Origin of the sequence: Bradyrhizobium huanghuaihaiense (genome assembly GCF_025200885.1) — a bacterium.
Taxonomy (GTDB): domain Bacteria; phylum Pseudomonadota; class Alphaproteobacteria; order Rhizobiales; family Xanthobacteraceae; genus Bradyrhizobium; species Bradyrhizobium huanghuaihaiense.
This window is the reverse complement of the sequence record NZ_CP104172.1, coordinates 5,891,225-5,908,511: the sequence shown is the minus strand read 5'-3', so window position 1 is coordinate 5,908,511 and position 17,287 is coordinate 5,891,225. Positions and strand designations below refer to the sequence as shown.

At 57.0% G+C, this 17,287-nt stretch carries 13 protein-coding genes; 9 read left to right on the top strand and 4 right to left on the bottom strand.

Annotation, left to right across the window (positions count from 1 at the left end):
* Window positions 1-190: 190 nt before the first annotated feature.
* The 4 genes from N2603_RS28190 to N2603_RS28175 all read right to left on the bottom strand — a co-directional run bounded on the left by N2603_RS28190 (window position 191) and on the right by N2603_RS28175 (window position 6,912).
* On the bottom strand, window positions 191-1,411 hold the full coding sequence (locus N2603_RS28190) for a glycosyltransferase family 4 protein (protein WP_260384690.1): 1,221 nt from the start codon (window positions 1,409-1,411) through the stop codon (window positions 191-193).
* Between the two features lie 701 nt (window positions 1,412-2,112).
* Window positions 2,113-3,267, bottom strand: coding sequence for a glycosyltransferase family 4 protein (locus N2603_RS28185; RefSeq protein WP_260384689.1), 1,155 nt, complete (start codon window positions 3,265-3,267; stop codon window positions 2,113-2,115).
* A complete protein-coding gene (locus tag N2603_RS28180) occupies window positions 3,264-4,700 on the bottom strand; it encodes an O-antigen ligase family protein (RefSeq protein ID WP_260384688.1) in 1,437 nt (478 codons plus the stop codon). The genes N2603_RS28185 and N2603_RS28180 overlap by 4 nt, the downstream gene beginning before the upstream one ends.
* A 454-nt stretch (window positions 4,701-5,154) precedes the next feature.
* Entirely contained in the window at window positions 5,155-6,912 is a 1,758-nt protein-coding gene (locus tag N2603_RS28175; protein WP_260384687.1) for a polysaccharide deacetylase family protein, read from the bottom strand.
* 437 nt (window positions 6,913-7,349) lie between these two features.
* Between N2603_RS28175 and N2603_RS28170 the strand changes: the two genes are divergently transcribed.
* The 9 genes from N2603_RS28170 to N2603_RS28130 all read left to right on the top strand — a co-directional run bounded on the left by N2603_RS28170 (window position 7,350) and on the right by N2603_RS28130 (window position 17,145).
* Complete coding sequence (locus N2603_RS28170) at window positions 7,350-8,471, top strand: Gfo/Idh/MocA family protein (protein ID WP_260384686.1); 1,122 nt, start codon at window positions 7,350-7,352, stop codon at window positions 8,469-8,471.
* The gene (locus tag N2603_RS28165; RefSeq protein ID WP_260384685.1) at window positions 8,458-9,117 is read left to right on the top strand and encodes a sugar transferase; all 660 of its coding nucleotides are present in this window, start codon (window positions 8,458-8,460) and stop codon (window positions 9,115-9,117) included. Before N2603_RS28170 ends, N2603_RS28165 begins: the two co-directional genes overlap by 14 nt.
* Complete coding sequence (locus N2603_RS28160) at window positions 9,107-10,339, top strand: DegT/DnrJ/EryC1/StrS family aminotransferase (protein WP_260384684.1); 1,233 nt, start codon at window positions 9,107-9,109, stop codon at window positions 10,337-10,339. Before N2603_RS28165 ends, N2603_RS28160 begins: the two co-directional genes overlap by 11 nt.
* On the top strand, window positions 10,339-10,485 hold the full coding sequence (locus N2603_RS28155; RefSeq protein WP_260384683.1) for a hypothetical protein: 147 nt from the start codon (window positions 10,339-10,341) through the stop codon (window positions 10,483-10,485). Before N2603_RS28160 ends, N2603_RS28155 begins: the two co-directional genes overlap by 1 nt.
* Window positions 10,486-10,622: 137 nt before the next feature.
* Window positions 10,623-11,762, top strand: a complete 1,140-nt coding sequence (locus N2603_RS28150; protein ID WP_145831889.1) for a glycosyltransferase — start codon at window positions 10,623-10,625, stop codon at window positions 11,760-11,762.
* A 150-nt stretch (window positions 11,763-11,912) separates the two neighbouring features.
* Window positions 11,913-12,917 carry a glycosyltransferase gene (locus N2603_RS28145; protein ID WP_260384682.1) on the top strand — a complete coding sequence of 335 codons (1,005 nt, stop codon included), beginning with the start codon at window positions 11,913-11,915 and terminating at the stop codon, window positions 12,915-12,917.
* A 315-nt stretch (window positions 12,918-13,232) separates the two neighbouring features.
* On the top strand, window positions 13,233-15,209 hold the full coding sequence (gene asnB, locus N2603_RS28140; RefSeq protein ID WP_260384681.1) for an asparagine synthase (glutamine-hydrolyzing): 1,977 nt from the start codon (window positions 13,233-13,235) through the stop codon (window positions 15,207-15,209).
* Between the two features lie 97 nt (window positions 15,210-15,306).
* A complete protein-coding gene (locus N2603_RS28135) occupies window positions 15,307-15,789 on the top strand; it encodes an acyltransferase (protein ID WP_208751647.1) in 483 nt (160 codons plus the stop codon).
* 93 nt (window positions 15,790-15,882) lie between these two features.
* Entirely contained in the window at window positions 15,883-17,145 is a 1,263-nt protein-coding gene (locus N2603_RS28130; RefSeq protein ID WP_260384680.1) for a glycosyltransferase family 4 protein, read from the top strand.
* The last annotated feature ends 142 nt before the right edge of the window (window positions 17,146-17,287 follow it).

The following is a 17,287-nucleotide window of genomic DNA, read 5'->3' as shown; positions in this document are numbered from 1 at the left end:
AAAACATCAAACAAACTCTGGAACTGACGTGCTCACAGCTCATGTTTGGCGGGCCTTATCCCATCGGTTTCATGTGGCCAGGCGGGTATCATCGATGCATCGCCGGTTAGGGCTGTGGCGCAAAAAATACAGAATGACCAAAACGACATAGCAAACAAACATACCTGCTGCTTCAAATCAGGAGCGGCGCTCACAATGAGCACAAAAGTGCATCAAAATCGCCAGCAACCTTGCTCCAAGTGTAGTGCTCTGACACGAGTTTTCGAGCACTCTTGATCATAGAGATCCGAAGGCATTCATTTTCGATGAGCAATTTAATCGCGAGCGCCGTCTTCTCGGGCTCGTCAGCTCGCATGTAGTCGATGCCTTCACGTGCCTTGCAAAGAGCTTCAACACCTAATCCGGTTGAAACTACAGCCAACCCCATGGCAAACGCCTCGAGCACTTTATTCTTCAATCCACTGCCAATTCGCATTGGGTTCACCATTATGGGGTATTCGGCGAGTACTGAGGAAATGTTGTCAACGTACCCAGTGAGGCGAATACCATGATCTCGCTTTGCCTCCTCTAGAAGCCAAAGCTCCGCATCCCTGCCCACCACGCACCACTCAATTCCGGCCGGTGCCAAGTACGGTCGATAGACATTCTTGTAGAAGGAACGAACAGCGTCGCTGTTCGGTTTAAAGGAAAGATTTCCCCAAAAAGCCACGCCCCTGCGTTTGGCGACATGACTATTTGCGTCAAATGTCGCCACGAGGTCGGTCGAAACTCCGTTCGGTATTGTGCTAATGTTTGTACTGATGCCGGACAATCTGCGAACAGTATCGGAATCCGCATCATTGATTGTTGTTACGTGGTTGAACCAATGAGGCAAACACCCTTCCATCTTGGTACGGCGTGCGCGCATTAAGTGCGCTTTTAGACTTGTTTTCGGCTGCAAGGGCCAAGGTGGAAAAAACTGTATTTCTCGGGTCAGTGTTAGAACTTCACTGTCCATGAGATCGAAGAGTATCTTCTTGTTGCTCGAAAACGGCCTAACGAATTCCGCAAGGGAGAGGCTACAGACAATCATATGGCTGATACTGTTCTGTTCACAGATGTCCGATATGGCTTTGGTAACAATTGAAAAGTGATGCGGGTAGGAAAGCGAATAGTAATTTGAATCATTTCGACGGAAGTGCCGTTTCAGCGAGGGCCTGTTTGTAGGAAAATTCGGTGCGTCGTTCATTGTTTTGAAGACATCAGCCAAACCGACTAGGCTTTCATTGAAGTTATCTAGCGAACTGAGATTAACCGTCAAAAGGTACAGCTCATGCCGCCTCGCCAATTCACGGCACAGATGCCACACGCGAAGATCGCGGCCGTTACGTAGGCTAGCGAGCCGCTTATCTGTTATTACTAGGATGCGCATCACGAGGCCTCATTGATTGTCGAGGAATCGCACACAGCACGTTGCTCGCTGTCGTTGAGTCGGCCTCTTCATTCATCCAGCGACGGTAGAGTTTTTCCTGGGTTGATTTGAGCCCATTTGGCTCGTTGACGCAACGTGAGGCGGCGCTCCCCAGTGCGGCGCCGCGCTTCGCCTTGTGGCTCTTCGTGAGTAATACTTTGGCATGTGAATTTCGTGTGAGCCGACAAAGACCGCCATGGCGCGGCCCGAATATCGCCTTCACGAACGAGCTCTCGCTTCCAGGCGCTTAAGATCGATATTGGCGAAGTCCGGGCTGCGGCCCCCGCCAACGCGGATGGAAGCTCTATTTCTTTCATCCGCCCGAGTTCGATTGTATCGGCGAGGAAAGGCCTCAGCGCCCGATGCTGCGTTAGCTGAACCGATGCCTGGCGCGTTCGGCAATGGCTAAATACGAGCGCCCCGAGCGACATCGCCGGCGGGCAGAGGTTTGGATCCGCAGGACCTCTTGCGCGATCCAACGCCTGTACTACGCGCAACGCCGCGAGGCTGATGTACGGATCTGTGAGCGCGTTGGGGGTGAAAGCCACCGAGGCGACTCGACCGGTCTGCCACTGCTGCCTGCGCATGGGCAAAAGGAAATGAGGCCATCGACGCGCTGACCCGCATGCTCCCCCTGCATACATCGCCGTCGATCAGAAGCCTCATTGCCACACCGGTTTGCTCGACGCGCGTGATTTCTCCCTACGGCGAACCGCTTCCTCGATTGCTGCGACATAGGGCTTCAGCACCACGTGATCGCCATGCATCCGGTCCATGTAGCTTCTGCACCGCTCGGACGCCTTTCGCCATTCTGTTTCATCGGCAATCAAGTGCTCGGCAACGTAAGCCATCTCATCGATGGACTGGGGTGAGGCACCCAGACCTTCGCGCTTGATGAGTCCATCGGGATCGAAAAATGATATTACCGGAACGCCGCGACGCCAGGACTGAAGAAAGGAATTGGGAAAACCCTCGGTGTGCGAGGTATTGACGAAAATCTTGGCGCGGTCATAGAGGTCACCGACGTCGTGATAAGGGACACGACCGTGAAACGTCAGGTTCGGCAGTTGTTTCGCGGCAGACTCGATCTTGCTGTACAGCTCGGAATAACCCGGTTGTGGACCGCCAACCATGTGGATATGCCGGGAAGGCATGCGGCGCGCCAACTCGATGGCGAGCTCGGGGCGCTTGAAGTCACGCAGGTTGCTGACCCAAAGAATTTCCACGTCGCGCTGATCACGATCCAGCTGCCGATCCGGGGGATCCACCAGCATGTCAGCGACCACGCTCGTCAGTCCGTAATTTTCCAAGAGCGCGCGTTGCTGGCCGGCGTGCTGGCAAAGGACACTATCAGCCCTCCTCAATCCGTACTCGTAAAGCTTTTTGTCTCGTGTGTAGCGTATCAGCAACTTCTCCGGATCGGCATCCGTGTCATGTGCCAATCGGTGGACAAGGCCACGTCCATGCCGGCGGCAGAACATCGCGACCAAGCCGACGCGCGTGCCGGCACTGCTCGTGTAGTAGACGTCGGCATCGGCCCGCATCAACGCCGCCCACGTTGCGGTCCAACGGGGATAAACATAACGAAGAACCGGAATGCCCGCATCCGCACGATACGTTTTGTAGGTTGTGATTCCGTGCCAGGCTGCTGCGTCGGACTGACCGTAATCCCCGACGACAACGGAAACCTGGTATCCACGAGCAACGAGTGCTCTCGCGAGCAGCGTCTGTTGGACCTCCTCCCCGCCAATACCATGGTGATTGTATTCGGGGGCAAGGACCGGGAGGTTTTCAAGACCGACGAAACATACCTTCATGGCTGCGTTCTTTTGGTCGAACAGGTTGATTGGGCCTGGCCGAGTGCGAGCCCATAACACAGCCAAAGGGCGACCTGCGGGTAGGTCGGTACAAATCGATCATCCGTCAATCCCTGGACGGCGAGGCATATCAGGCAAACAACGCCCCCTTCGAAAACCCCGCGCCATAGGGGATCACCATGGTTCTTCGCGAGGCGTCTGAACATGGCCCAAGCCGACCAGAAGAAGGCTGCGACGACTGCGACACCCACCATCCCCATATCAAGAAGAACGCCGAGATAGGCATTATGGGGGTGTCCGACCGGAAGCATTTCTCCGCGGAGATTGGGAGTGGCCCACATGGTCGAACCGAGGCCATGCCCGAGGATGGGCGCTTCCCAGAACGTTGGCAATAGTGGGCGCCAGATCATGTCGGGGCGACCGGCCGTGATTGCATGAGTATCCTCTGTGGCGAAACCTGTCGTCGCTCGTTCGACGAATGCGCCGGGCAATAACAAGGTGACACCGACGATGATCGACAGCGCAAGAACGATCTGGCCTGTTCGGCGCCGGGTGATCAGATAATGTCCAACGATGATGGCAAGGCCGATAAAGGCGCCTCGAGAAAAGGTCAGCGCCGCCATCGCGGCGGCGGCGATGGCGCATGCAAAAAGCGTCAGGCGCGGAATCGGTCGGGCGGTGGCCGCCGCCGTGTAGAGCAGGATCGCAAACCCCAAATTCGCCATGAGGCCGATCTCATTGGCGTGCATTCCGGTCCAACTGAGAAAACCGCGCTCTCCTGCGGACGCGAGACTTTCAAGGCTGATGCCGTTGCCAACGAGGTCGGCCACGACGAGCATGAAGAAGGTAACAAGGGCCCCTGCGAGCGCCCAGATCAGAGATTGCCCACCTCCATTTCGCGAGACCACAGCCGCCATCCAAGCCACGACAAGGATAATCATCGGCTTAGCGAAATTGTCGAGGATGTATGTCTTCACGGTTAAAGGCTCCTCGCCTGGAATCGTGATCGCTTGCTCTGCCGACCCGGAGCCGCTGTAGGCGGCGAGTGCAATCAGTGCGACATAAACCAGTAGTGCCGGCGGCAGGTGGGGGAATCGAACGGCCTCTCGGAGCGAAGCCAAGCACAACGACGAGAACGTGAGCACGAGCAGGCAATTTTCCGAATTGAATCCGGTGACCTCGAATACCTGACGCGGAACCATTTGGGTTGACGCGAAGGGTAACAGTAACACCAACAGCCAGACTCCATTCCGGTAGTCGGCAAGAACCACCGCCGCGGCAATCGGCAACGAATAAAGAAAAAAGGGAATCGTTCCCCCGACCATTGCCGTCAATCCGCCGCCGATCGCGGCAAATATCCCGATGAGAATCAAGAATAAAGTGTCGGCTCGTAACGGCGCGACGGAGCCAGAATTCGAGAAGGAGACGTTCATCTATCGATGGCCATGTTGTCGAATGACGTTTTGCGTGCCGTCATCGCCCGCGGCATCACGGATGATGCCGCGAGGAGATGTGATCGCAGCTGATGTCATTCGTGACCAGATTGAGATAGTGTGCGAGATTCGCCGTCTCATGCTTCATATGCAAGCGTCTGATGCTGCGTGAACTCTGCGAATTGGGGGTAATCCTTTCGACTGCTCCGACACGTGCTCCTGGCGGCGGGCAAGACCGCCGCCTGCGTGCGCGCGGACCAGCGCGCCAGCAATGCCCTTGAGACCAGGGCAGCGCCCGAGGCCAAGTGACGACCGCTTGAACGCGACTATCGGGTCAGGCGTCGGAGTCCGCCGGAGCAGGAAGCGACCTGCCAAGAGCATCATGCTAGGAGCATCATGCATTGTACCTTGGCCGAAACAGCATGATCACGCTCAATTGCGGCGCGCCTCCCGGCTACAGGCGAAAACGAAACAGGTCGCTGGACCCGTAATTGTCACGAAGTTCGGATAGATATCGCCGAGCCGCCACTCCAAGTCGGTATGAGACCGATTCTGAATCTGGGAAAGCATCCGGCTGTTCGTGATAAACACAGCGTATATCCGCCGTTCTGCCGGGCGGGATATCGACGGTCAGTCTGAGACATCCGTCCATGTATTCGTGCGCGACGATCTCCTGGTTGACTGTAATAGTTTTCAAGGAGGCGACCTGTGGTTCTTCCTTCATAACTTGGATCCGTCGCGTCATCGCCTCCTTGTTCTCGATGCGGAGTTGTTCAGCAAACATCCTTATTTTGCTCGTTCCGCTGCCGGCTTTAATGCTGTAGCTGCGGCAAACGGCGTCCCCGAGAGTCCGCCAACAGAGTTTCCACCGCAAGGATGCAAGCTGTCGGAGGAACTCCGCCAGTTCGCTGCCATGGCCCCGGAAAATGTCGTGATGCCCGGCGATGAAGCACGGCTTACCCAGGATTCCGTCAAATGCGAAGTTTTCAATGCCGTGGTGAATGTACCGCCGGGTAAAGATCGAGTATCCCCCATACCGGACGATGGCGACACTCCACAGGTCGGCAAGTGTCGTTTCGTTCGACGTGTCATCGGCTGGTGCGACTTCCGTGTTCACTGCTGCGACGAAACCGTTTCGTTTAAGAGCCGACGCTGCCTCCGGCGAGAATGCCCCTTGCGGGAAAACCATCACGTTTTCATGATCAAGCGCGGTCTTGTTGAGAAGGGACTGCATCCGACACTTGGCGGTCTTCAGTTTTCTGTCGAGGAGTTCGGCTGAACGGGCTGCAAATTCACCACGGGTGTGATCGCAGCCGTGCACACAGACGGATAGTTTTTCGCTATTTTTCCGAAAGGCGGCAACGGTGTCGCGATTTGTTCGTTGCCAGTTCCATGGAATGAAGGCGATGGTCGTCGCGAACGTCTGCTTGTTGGCCAAGTGCAGTAGCTCCCCAAATTCGAGAAAGCCGTACCGTGGCCTCAGAGGTGGATCGTCGATGATCAGGCACGCGTTTGTTTCGGAGGCGGTCCAGCAGATGTCGCGGAACGACCACTTCAGATACATCACGATTGGCACCGCACCGGCGAAACGCTTCTTCACGTCAAAATAAGTCGCAGCCCGTTCGCGAATGTCCACCATCGTCAGTGACGCGTCGGCAAAAAAGCGCACGCCGGAATGAGAAAATCCGGCGAACAGATGTCCCTCGGGCGCCGCGGCGATGCTCTGCAATCCGCCACCAGCCTGGATGACAAGCGCCGTATCTGCGGCGCCGCGCTGCAGTTGAATCTGTAGGGCCGACATAGGCCCGCACATGTCTGGAAAAGCATCAGTGACGGACACGGTTATCGGCCATGCGTCGATGCCGCGGATATCCGCCTCCGGGTCTCCCGTGATCTGGCGCAGCAGAGCCCTGCAAGGATCCCCAGGTTGAAATTCATAGACGAACACGGAAGCGGCTGCCGCCAACCAGGCCGGAAACGTTCCGGCCTTGCAGCGCTGCAAGGTTTCGGCGAGCGAGCGCGCGGAAGTCAGGATGGAGAACTGCGGATGACTTGCCGTCAGCGATGCTACCTTGTCCCCGTTCGCTTCGCTGACTGTCAGCGCCGTCCATGGAATTCCGAAAAAATCGAGGATTTCCGCTAGATTGCAATCCTCGGGCGATGGGGTGTCGTCGCTGCGGAGCAGGAGTGCGATCGAAGAACCCGTGTCCATGGCGTGGGGGCTCCTTGCTGGTTGTCGCATCATCCCTCGGCAAGGCGAGCGGACATCCTGCGGATCGTCCGCGACCTCGAGACTGTGCTCCTCTTTTGGGGAGTCCTATACCAAAGATCGCCAGGTTTCCACTGAAGGACGCCGGCGCAATGGTTCTGTCGGCCAACATATCCGCGATGGGCGATGCGGGCAGCTCCTTGTCGCAATCGGCGCGGACTCTGCGCTGAAAACCCATGGAGTGATAAGGCGTTATGTGGTTGACCAGCCAATCAATCACTTTGGCTATGACCAACACTACGAGAGCAGGGGGCGGGGGGAGAGTCCAACCTGTGTACCCCCAAAGAGCGTAGATCATAATCCCTGTTCTACCGCGGCGCGCGCGCCCAATCGGTTATCTTGAATGGATGCACGCTGAGCGCCTTCAAACAGGGGCCAACATGGCGAATATGGCGAATAAGGACGCGGAAATGCGGACCAGGAACGGCGGCCCCTCGCTAGCAGTCATCGGTTGCGGCTACTGGGGTTCGAAACACATCCGCGTCAGCTGCGATATACGCGATGCAAGGTTGTCGATGGCCGTTGATCCGCGTCCTGATAGATTGGAATATATCCGTTCACAATATCCTTCTGTCGCTGTTTCGCATGATATCGGCGCGGTACTGAATAACCCTTCTATAGACGGTGTCATTGTCGCCACCCCTGTAGAGACGCACTTTGAATTGGCGCGAGCGGTGCTCCAGGCCGGAAAGCACGCGCTCGTCGAGAAGCCGCTCGCCATGACGAGCGCGCAATGCCGCGAGTTGAATGCGATCGCCGAAAAGCGCAAGCGCGTGCTGATGGTCGGGCACACGTTCGAGTATCACCCGGCGGTCGGTGTCATGCGCCAGATGATCAAGAGCGGCTCTCTCGGCGAGCTCTACTACATAGATTCGCGGCGTCTTAATCTCGGTCTCTACCGGCAGGACGCCAATGTCCTTTGGGACTTGGCGCCGCACGACCTCTCGATCATCTTCTGCTTGCTGGAGGAGGTGCCGCAAACCATCGGCGCCTGGGGTTGCGCGCACGTTCTGCCCAACGTCGAGGATGTTGTTTACGCCAAGATGGGCTTCAAGAGCGGCCCGACCGCCCATGTGCATGTTTCCTGGTTGGACCCGGTCAAGGTGCGCCAGATCACGATCGTAGGAAGCGATGCGATGCTGGTGTTCGACGACGTGCAGCCGTCCGAAAAAGTGCGCGTTTACCAGAAGCGATTCAGGCCGCGGATCGACGGCGACTCCTATGCCGATTTCCAGTCGGCCTATCATCATGGCGACGTGCATATCCCCGCGATTTCCAGCAGTGAACCGCTGAAGCTCGAGATACTCGACTTCGTCAATGCGATCGTGACCGGGGAACGGCCGTGCGCGGACGGAATGCACGGGCTGCGCGTTGTCGAAGCGCTCGAGGCGGCATCGGCGTGTCTACGGCTCAAGCACAAGCACCGTAGCAATGGCAAGGATCAACGGATATTTCGGCGGCGGAACATGCCGGCGGGAGGTCCCGAAATTGCCGTCGCATGACGCCACGCGACGGAAGGCGACCCCGCGGGAATTCGGCAAGCGGGCGCTCGACGTCGCGATCAGCGTTATCGCGATCGTGCCGCTGGCCCTCGTCTTCATCGTGGTGTGGATAGCAATCCATCTCGACAGTCCCGGGCCAGCGGTCTTTCGCCAACGTCGCATCGGGCGAGACGAGAAGCCGTTCGACTGCTTCAAATTCCGGACACTCAACCACAACGCCGACGAAAACGTCCATCGCGAGGCGATCCGGAGGGCTTGGGCAAAGGAACTCCTCTCGAACGACCCCGCCGCCCCATACAAGCTGACGGACGATCCTCGCGTGACGCGCGTGGGACGGTGGCTGCGGAGAACCAGCCTCGACGAACTGCCTCAATTCCTCAACGTATTGCGGGGCGAAATGAGCATCGTCGGTCCGCGGCCAGCGATTCCCTATGAACTCGAATACTTCCGGGACTGGCACCATAAGCGTCACATTGTGAAGCCCGGGATAACCGGACTTTGCCAGGTGCGCGGTCGGGGTCGTGTCAGCCCCGAGGTGATGCTCGAGATGGACGTCGAATATGCAATGAACTGGACCCTATTGACCGACCTGAAGTTGATTGCCCTGACGTTTCCCGCGGTTCTGCGGGGCCACGGTGCTCGATGACGTTCTCTGGAAACAAAGACGGATTCTCGTGAGGTTGGAAGAAATGCACATTCCGTTTGTCGATCTCAAAGCGCAATATGAGACGCTAAAGGACGACGTGGCCGAAGCAATTCTAGGCGTTCTCGACTCCGCGCAGTTCATAGGCGGCGAGGCGCTTGCCTCGTTCGAAAGAGAGTTCGCCGCGTATTGCCAGGTGCGCTACGCGCGCGGTGTGGCGAACGGCACGGACGGGCTTCATCTGGCGCTGCGGGCCTTGGGTATTGGTCATGGCGACGAGGTGATCACAACCGCCCATACCTTCATCGCCACCGCGGCCGCCATCGTGGCGACGGGAGCGCGGCCTGTGTTCGTCGATATCGATCCGGACACTTACACGATCGATCCCGAGATGATCGAGCGAGCCGTAACGGACCGTACAAGAGCAATCATCGCAGTCCACCTCTTCGGGCAGCCGGCTGACATGGGTCCAATCAAGGACATCGCACGGCGGCGCGCCCTCTATGTACTAGAAGACGCAGCCCAGGCGCACGGGGCGGAATATCAGGGGGTCCGAACGGGGGCGCTCGGCGATGTCGCATGTTTCTCGTTTTATCCAGCGAAGAATCTCGGCGCCTATGGCGACGGCGGAGCGGTCACCACCAACAATGCCGCGATCGCCCAGCGGATCGAACGACTGCGTGACCACGGTCGAACCACTCACTACAGCCACGCCGAGATCGGGTTCAACAGCCGGCTCGACGCGCTCCAGGCGGCAGTTCTGCAGGTCAAGCTCCGGCGCCTGGATGAATGGAACACCAATCGGCGGCGCGCTGCGGAGTGGTACGCCACTGAATTAGCGCAGTCGGGGATCGAGACGCCGTTCGTTCGAAAGGGGTCGACGCACGTCTACCATTTGTATGTAATCACCACGAACGATCGTGACGCAATGCGAACCAAGTTAGACGAAGCCGGCGTGGCGACCGGGATCCACTATCCGTTACCGCTCCACCTACAGCCTGCTCTCGAGCATCTCGGCTACAGGCAGGGCGACTTGCCGTGCTGCGAAGCGATGGCCGCTCGATCATTGTCCCTGCCCATGTTTCCCGAGCTCACACGCGACCAAGTGCGCCGTGTCGCCGCGATTGTGCGCGCTGCGGCCGAGCAGGACGGTCACAAGAACTTGCAGCGGAAGTCGACGTATTCGTCCGCTGCGCTGCAGGCCGATGTCGGGAAGGAGTGGTGATGAATCGAAACAGTGCATGGGCGGTGGTCGAGACCGAGGCGATCGGTGCGGACGTGACGATCGCCGAGTTCGCTGGTGCGGCCTGGTGTTACGATTGGCAACCAGGTGGTCATTACCCGCATGTCGTGATTGAGAGCGGCGCATGACCCGGTGGCAGTTCGTGCCAAGCGTCGAGGCAACACTAATCGTGAGGATCCTCTGCGTCGCCAACGTACGTCAACCTATATCAAAGTCCTAATTTCGGTTGAGCGCTGGGACTGCGGTCATAAGGTCGGGTGAGGGAATGCTGAATTCGTCAAGGCCCGCGATCAGGGTGCTGCATATAACCGACACGTTGGCCTCCGGGGGGAAGGAGCGGCAACTGGTTGAATTGCTGCGTGGGTTCAGCAAACTAGATGGGTTCATTAACGAACTCGTCGTTCTTTCAGATACCATCCACTATGACGAGATTAGGTCACTGGGAATAAAAATACACATCATCAGAAGAAGCCGACAATGGGACTTCAGTATTTTCGAAAAGCTATATGGCCTGGCGAGACGATACCGACCGAACATAATATATTCGTGGGAGTCGATGTGTTCGGTGTATGCGTCACCAATCGCGTTGATATCTCGATCAGCTTTGATCAATGCAATGATACAAAACGCACCGCCCCATCTGAATTTGAAGGATTATACGTACCGACGTTTACGTCTGACAGCTCCATTTTCAACTGTAATATTGGCAAATTCATTAGCGGGACTTAGAGCTTTTCGAGTTGAAGGCAAAAAAGCTCTTTGTATACGAAACGGTTTTGATTTTGATCGAATAAACAATCTTCCGGACGTCAACGACGTCAAGCGTTCGATGGATATAAGAACCAAACACGTAGTCGGTATGGTCGGAAGATTTCATCGAGAGAGAGACTATAGTACGTTCTTCAAGGCGGCAAAATTGGTGTGCAGCGAGCGGAAGGACATTACATTCGTCGCTGTGGGCGAAGGACCAGATCTTGAAAGCTTCATGGAGCGTGTGAAGCGCGACGGTCTTTCGAATGTGCGCATTCTGGGAGTCAGGAAACGGGTCGAAGAAGTCATAAGAACCTTTTCCGTCGGAGTATTGGTCTCAACAAACGGAGAGGGAATCTCTAATGTGATCCTAGAGTACATGGCGCTGGAAAAGCCGGTCATAGCCACAGACGTGGCGGGCAATCGCGAAATCGTCAAGGACGGAGAGAATGGATTCCTAATTCCATTCGGAGACGAAAATGCACTGGCGTCGCGGATAAGGGAAATTGTCGACTGTCCTGACATTGGAAGCGCGTTCGGTCGTGCAGGACGGGTGCTCGTCGAGGAGAAGTTCGGGATTGAGCAAATGGTGCAGAAGCACGTTGAGCTGTTTCGGCAATTGGCAAGCGGGAATAGGGTGCCTTTTGCGGTTTGATTGCGAGCTGGGGCCTCAGATGATCGAACGACCGTAATTGGAGCCTGTTGAGAAGCATTGGTCGCTATGTGCGGGATTGCGATAGTCGAGCTGGATCTGATTTCCTATTTGGCCATCAAACGGGGTTTTTGACGTGCGCCGGGTGAGCGAATGGCCATTCCCGGAGGCCACAAGGAGCAAGCTGCGTTGATTGTTCTGCATGTTACGGGCGCGTACCCTACTGCACAGAATCCGTCTGCGGGCGTTTTCATCCGCACTCAAGTGGAGTCGCTGGCGAAGCGTGGGATTGATGTTGATGTTTGCCTGCTCAAGAGCACAGGCATTGGCAAATATATCAAGGGTATTGCTGAAGTACGGAAGGCTGTGCGTTCGAGGCAGTACGATATCGTTCATGCGCATTATATGTACTCAGGCTGGACAGCCAGATTGGCTACTACCCTGCCACTCGTTGTGTCTTTTATGGGCAACGACGTATATGGAGATTGCAACGAGCGGGGAGAATATCGATTCTCGAATCGAGTGTTGCACGGACTATTCTCCCGTTTATTGTCGTGTGCGACGGCTCACAATATTGCGAAGAGTGCCGGCCTTGCAAAATATCTTCGCGCCAAAACAACGTCCATCATTTCCAATGGGATAGATCTTGATGTCTTCTATCCCAGAACGGTCGCTAAGCACGAAGTGGGTCTAAAGGAAGACGAGCAGCACGTCCTATTTGCAGGCAGGCCCTCGGCAGGGGGTTATAAGAGATACCCGCTCGCCGAAGCCGCTTTTGAGTTGGTGCGAAAATCCAATCCATCTGCCCAATTGGTCACACTTGATAAGAGACCTCAGGAAGAAGTCGCGCGCTTCCTGAACGCCGTCGATTGTTTGCTGCTTACGTCCGCTCATGAGGGTTCTCCGAACATTGTAAAGGAAGCTCTTGCCTGCAATCTACCGATTGTTTCCGTCGATGTTGGCGACGTGGCCGAGCGAATTAAAGAGTTCGAAGGATGTTACATCGTGTCTGACGAACCGACCTCTATCGCGGAAGCTGCAGGGAAGGTGCTGGTCCGTGGAAAGCGTCTTTCCGGCGGTTATGCCGCGGTCCATGAACTTTCGCTTGCAACGGTCGCAAGGCGAATACAATCTTTGTACGAACGCGTTCTTTCGTGAAGGTGCAGGAGCGGAAGGCTGGCGCGGGCGCGCCGATGGCGATCGTCGATGAACAGCACGCCGTCGCCGACGAACGCTTCACCGGCGGGGATTGAAGAAACAATTTGGGAAACCCGCCATATGAAAGGTATTGGCGAAAATCTTTCGCGTATCCATCCGGTGAAGCTTTGAACTACCTACAAGTTTTTCCTCCGATAATGGTGCCCAGCGCAATGTCGATAGGCGTAACGGCGCTCGCTACATGACGGTGTTGCCGGGCGGCGGATCGCAGGCGCGGGCGAGATAATCGCCGAACCGGGCAATCTCGACCAGACAATGCGAGAGTGTTTTCTGTCTTCCTGGTTTGTCGTTGACGAGGCGATCGAGCAGCCAAAGGATTCCACCATGTGCGGCATCTGCGGGCAGTTTAACTTCGGCAGCGGTGCACCCGTCAGCGCTTCCACCATCGAAGCGATGATGGGCACGATCATCCACCGCGGCCCCGACGACGCCGGTCAGCATTTGGACGGGAATCTTGGCTTGGGTTTCCGCCGACTGGCGATCATCGATCTGTCACCCGCCGGCCACCAACCCATGTCTGACCAAGCCCAAACGGTGTGGGTGGTCTTCAACGGAGAGATATACAATTATCAGAAGCTCCGGCAGGAGTTGCAGGGGCACGGCCACGTGTTTCGTTCCAACTGCGACACCGAGGTGATCGTGCACGGCTACAAGCAGTGGGGTGACGCCGTGCTGAACCGCTTCAACGGCATGTTCGGCCTCGCTATCTGGGACGTGAAAGAGCGCCGGCTGCTGCTGGCGCGCGATCCGATGGGCATCAAGCCGGTCTACTACGCAATCCGCAACGGATCGGTTGCTTTTGGTTCGGAGATTCGGCCGGTCCGCGTTGCTCTAGGCGAGCCGCCGGGCGTTGATCCCGAAGCCGTCGCTCTTTTTCTGCGCTATCGCTACACGCCGGCCCCGCGCACGATGTTCAAGGGCATCCAGAAGCTCGCCACGGGTGAAAAACTCGTCGTCGAAAACGGCCAGGTGCACGTCTCGCGCTACTACCAGTTCGTCCCGGAGCCATTCGCCCCGCAGCCCCGCCCGGAGGAGGCGGCGGAAAAATTGATCGAGCTGTACAGGGCGGCCATGAAGCGGCATCTCATCAGCGACGTTCCGCTCGGACTGCTGCTCAGCGGCGGCCTGGATTCGGGCCTGCTGCTGGCGCTGATGAGCTCCTATGGCCGCGACTGGCACACGTTCAGCGTCGGGTATGGTTCGTCGTTCGCCGATGATGAGCTCGAGGATGCCGCCAAAACGGCCCGGACCTACGGGGCCAAGCACAATTCGGTTCACCTCACCCGGGAAACGTTTGGAGACGTCCTGCCCCGCATCGTGGACGTTCTCGAGGAACCGGTCGCCTCGTCATCGATCGTGCCCATGTACTTCGTCTGTCAGCGGGCTCGTGAAAACGTGAAGGTGGCGCTCATCGGCCAAGGGCCGGATGAGCTGTTCGGCGGATACACCCGACACCTAGGCGTGCACTATGGCGCCGCCTGGCGCGCGCTGCCCGCCTGGTTGCAGACACCCAGTGCCGCACTCGCGCGCGCCCTCCCGCGCAACGATACGATCAAGCGTGGCCTTTACTCGCTGCACGAGCCCGACCGGCTTCGTCGTTTCCAGCAGATATTCTCCCTGGTTTCGGACAACGCGATGCAGGGGCTTTTTCGCCCCGAGCTGATCGCTGACGGGGAAGCTGCCGTGGCGGCCCGCTGCTGGGAGGAATACCGGCCGGCCTTCGAAAACCTGGACGACCTGAACGCCTTTCAGTTACTCGAGCTGCGCTCGTCGCTGCCGGACGAGTTGCTCATGTATGGCGACAAGCTGTCCATGGCGCACGCCCTCGAGGTTCGCGTACCCTTTCTCGATCGTGAAGTGGTCGAGCACGTCCAGCAATTGGGCGCGTCCTTCAAGGTGCGTCATGGCATCCGCAAGTGGCTTCATCGCGAAGTGTGCAAGCGGCTGTTGTCGTCGGAAATTATCCATCGCAAGAAGCGCGGATTTGCGGTGAATGTGGTCGATGGGTGGTTCCGACAATCCCTCGACGGAGGGATCCGACAATACTTGGCCGATCCGCAGTCACAGGTCTACCGGTTCTTGGAGCCGGCTGCGGTGCAATCCATGCTGCGTGACCATGCGGCAGGCCGGGCCGACCACCACAAGATGCTATTTAGCATCCTCGTGCTGGAGCAATGGCTCCGCAGCGTCCGTCTGACACGGCGGACACGATGTCCACATTCCGTGCATTAGGCTGGAGGGTCGCCGGGCGGGCACGATCTGAAAGATAATAGGATATCCTAGAGAGCGCGCGACAATTGCGACAGTAAGTATGGTTCGGAGTGATAATATGCCAAAGCCGATGATCTCGCGGGTTAGATCTAAGTTAGCTTTGCTCAATTATGAATTGAGGCGGTTGTATTTTGTTTATTTTTGGAAAATGGATATAAAAAAGGGGACACGCATCTCGCTTAGCGCAAAACTAGATAAGACAAATCCTACGGGTATACACATTGGTAAGAATACTGCAGTTGCTTTTCGATCTGCAATACTTGCTCATGATTTCATAAACACAAAGCACAAGGACGTTTTTATTGGCGACAACTGCCTGATCGGAGCGGGTTCAGTAATAATGCCAGGAATTCAAATCGGAAATAATTGCATTGTGTCACCAAACAGCGTGGTTTTGCAAAATGTGCCAGCGGGATCCATCGTAATGGGCAATCCGGCCAAAATCGTTCAGAAGAATATTATAACCGGTCCATGGGGAACCCGGTGCTCAACCCAGGAAAGCTCCCGCGAAACATCTGCAGCGGCGACTTGTCAGGGCTGAGCGCGGCCGCCGCTTCAGCTTGACCTGTCGTTCCTCGAGCTGCCCAGTCCGCGCATAAAGCTTGCCGTGTTCCCTCTGACCGAGGTAGGCGCAATGGTTCTCTCAGCGAACATATCCGCGGCAGGTGATGCGGTCGGCGCGGTCCTTATCATCGTTGAGAACCTGCCGGTGCCGGCCGATCGCCGGGTCTGGACGCAGGCCACAGCGCTGCACCAGGCTGGTTACACCGTCTCGGTCATTTGTCCCAAAGGAAGGGGATATGACAAGGGATACGAGCAGATGGACGGTGTGCATATCTACCGCCATCCACGGGGTGTGGAAGGCTCGGGCGCCCTGACTTATCTTCTCGAATATACCGTCGCCCTTTTTTGGCAGTTCGTTCTCTCGTTGAAAGTGTTGTCCAGGCATGGATTCGATATTCTTCATGCGTGCAATCCACCGGATTTGATCTTTTTGATTGCGCTTTTCTACAAAGTTTTCTTTGGCAAGAAATTTCTGTTTGATCAGCATGATCCCGCGCCCGAACTTTATGAGGTCAAGTTCGGCCGCCAGGATTTCCTTTATCGTCTCCTGCTCCTGCTTGAACGCTGGACGTTTCGCTCGGCTGACGGGAGCCTCGTGACGAACCCTACCCTGAAGCGGCAGGCCGTGGAGCGAGGCGGGATGCCGCCAGACAGGGTCTGGATTGTCAGAAGCGTCCCCGAGCTTGGGCGCTTCAGCCGGGTCAAGCCCGAACTGTCGGTCAGGCGGGACTGTCGATATCTCGTCGGCTACGTGGGAATGATGGCCGAGCAGGACGGTGTAGACCTCCTGGTCAAGGCGATGGAACACATAGTCAAGCGCCTGCATCGAACGGATATCGCCTGCCTGATCATCGGCGACGGGCCGGAGGCAGGTCGGCTCAGGACGCTCACAAGCGAACTCGGGATTACCGACAATATCGAATTTGCCGGGTACATTTCGGGCGATCCGCTTCCCGCCATGCTGGCGGCTTGCGACATCGGCGTCGTTCCGGATCCGCCCAATGCCTGCAACGTGGTTATGTCGATGATCAAGGTCTTTGAATACATGGCCCTCGGGCTGCCGTTCGTCCTGTTCGACTTGGCACAGGCGAGGGTTGATGCAGGCGACGCTGGCCTGGTGGTGGCGGAGCCGACGCCGCGGGCGCTCGGCGAAGGAATCGTGGCGCTGCTTGAGGACGAGGCCGGGCGCGAGCGTATGCGGAATTACGGCAGGGAGCGTGCCTACGGCGCATTTCAGTGGGAGCTCGAAAAGCGTTCCCTCCTCGCCGCCTATACGACGCTGGCGCCGAGGCGCGCACGTGCAGGGACACCAGCCGATGCGAATCCTCACTGAGAGCGGAAGCAATTAGCCTGGAACGCTGACGTGGATTTTGTCCACCTCCTTCAGTTCTTGTCCGCGTGTTTTAATGCGATCGTAAATCGCATTGTGCTGCGCTAATCTCATTGAGACGCTCCATGCGTGGACGCTGGATCGC

Bases quoted from the DNA above. Each gene is read 5' to 3' on its own strand.
- N2603_RS28190 (WP_260384690.1), bottom strand. From the start codon at position 1,411: ATGCGCATCCTAGTAATAACAGATAAGCGGCTCGCTAGCCTACGTAAC.
- N2603_RS28185 (WP_260384689.1), bottom strand. From the start codon at position 3,267: ATGAAGGTATGTTTCGTCGGTCTTGAAAACCTCCCGGTCCTTGCCCCC.
- N2603_RS28180 (WP_260384688.1), bottom strand. From the start codon at position 4,700: ATGAACGTCTCCTTCTCGAATTCTGGCTCCGTCGCGCCGTTACGAGCC.
- N2603_RS28175 (WP_260384687.1), bottom strand. From the start codon at position 6,912: ATGGACACGGGTTCTTCGATCGCACTCCTGCTCCGCAGCGACGACACC.
- N2603_RS28170 (WP_260384686.1), top strand. From the start codon at position 7,350: ATGGCGAATATGGCGAATAAGGACGCGGAAATGCGGACCAGGAACGGC.
- N2603_RS28155 (WP_260384683.1), top strand. From the start codon at position 10,339: ATGAATCGAAACAGTGCATGGGCGGTGGTCGAGACCGAGGCGATCGGT.
- N2603_RS28150 (WP_145831889.1), top strand. From the start codon at position 10,623: ATGCTGAATTCGTCAAGGCCCGCGATCAGGGTGCTGCATATAACCGAC.
- N2603_RS28145 (WP_260384682.1), top strand. From the start codon at position 11,913: ATGGCCATTCCCGGAGGCCACAAGGAGCAAGCTGCGTTGATTGTTCTG.
- asnB (WP_260384681.1), top strand. From the start codon at position 13,233: ATGCGAGAGTGTTTTCTGTCTTCCTGGTTTGTCGTTGACGAGGCGATC.
- N2603_RS28135 (WP_208751647.1), top strand. From the start codon at position 15,307: ATGCCAAAGCCGATGATCTCGCGGGTTAGATCTAAGTTAGCTTTGCTC.
- N2603_RS28130 (WP_260384680.1), top strand. From the start codon at position 15,883: ATGGTTCTCTCAGCGAACATATCCGCGGCAGGTGATGCGGTCGGCGCG.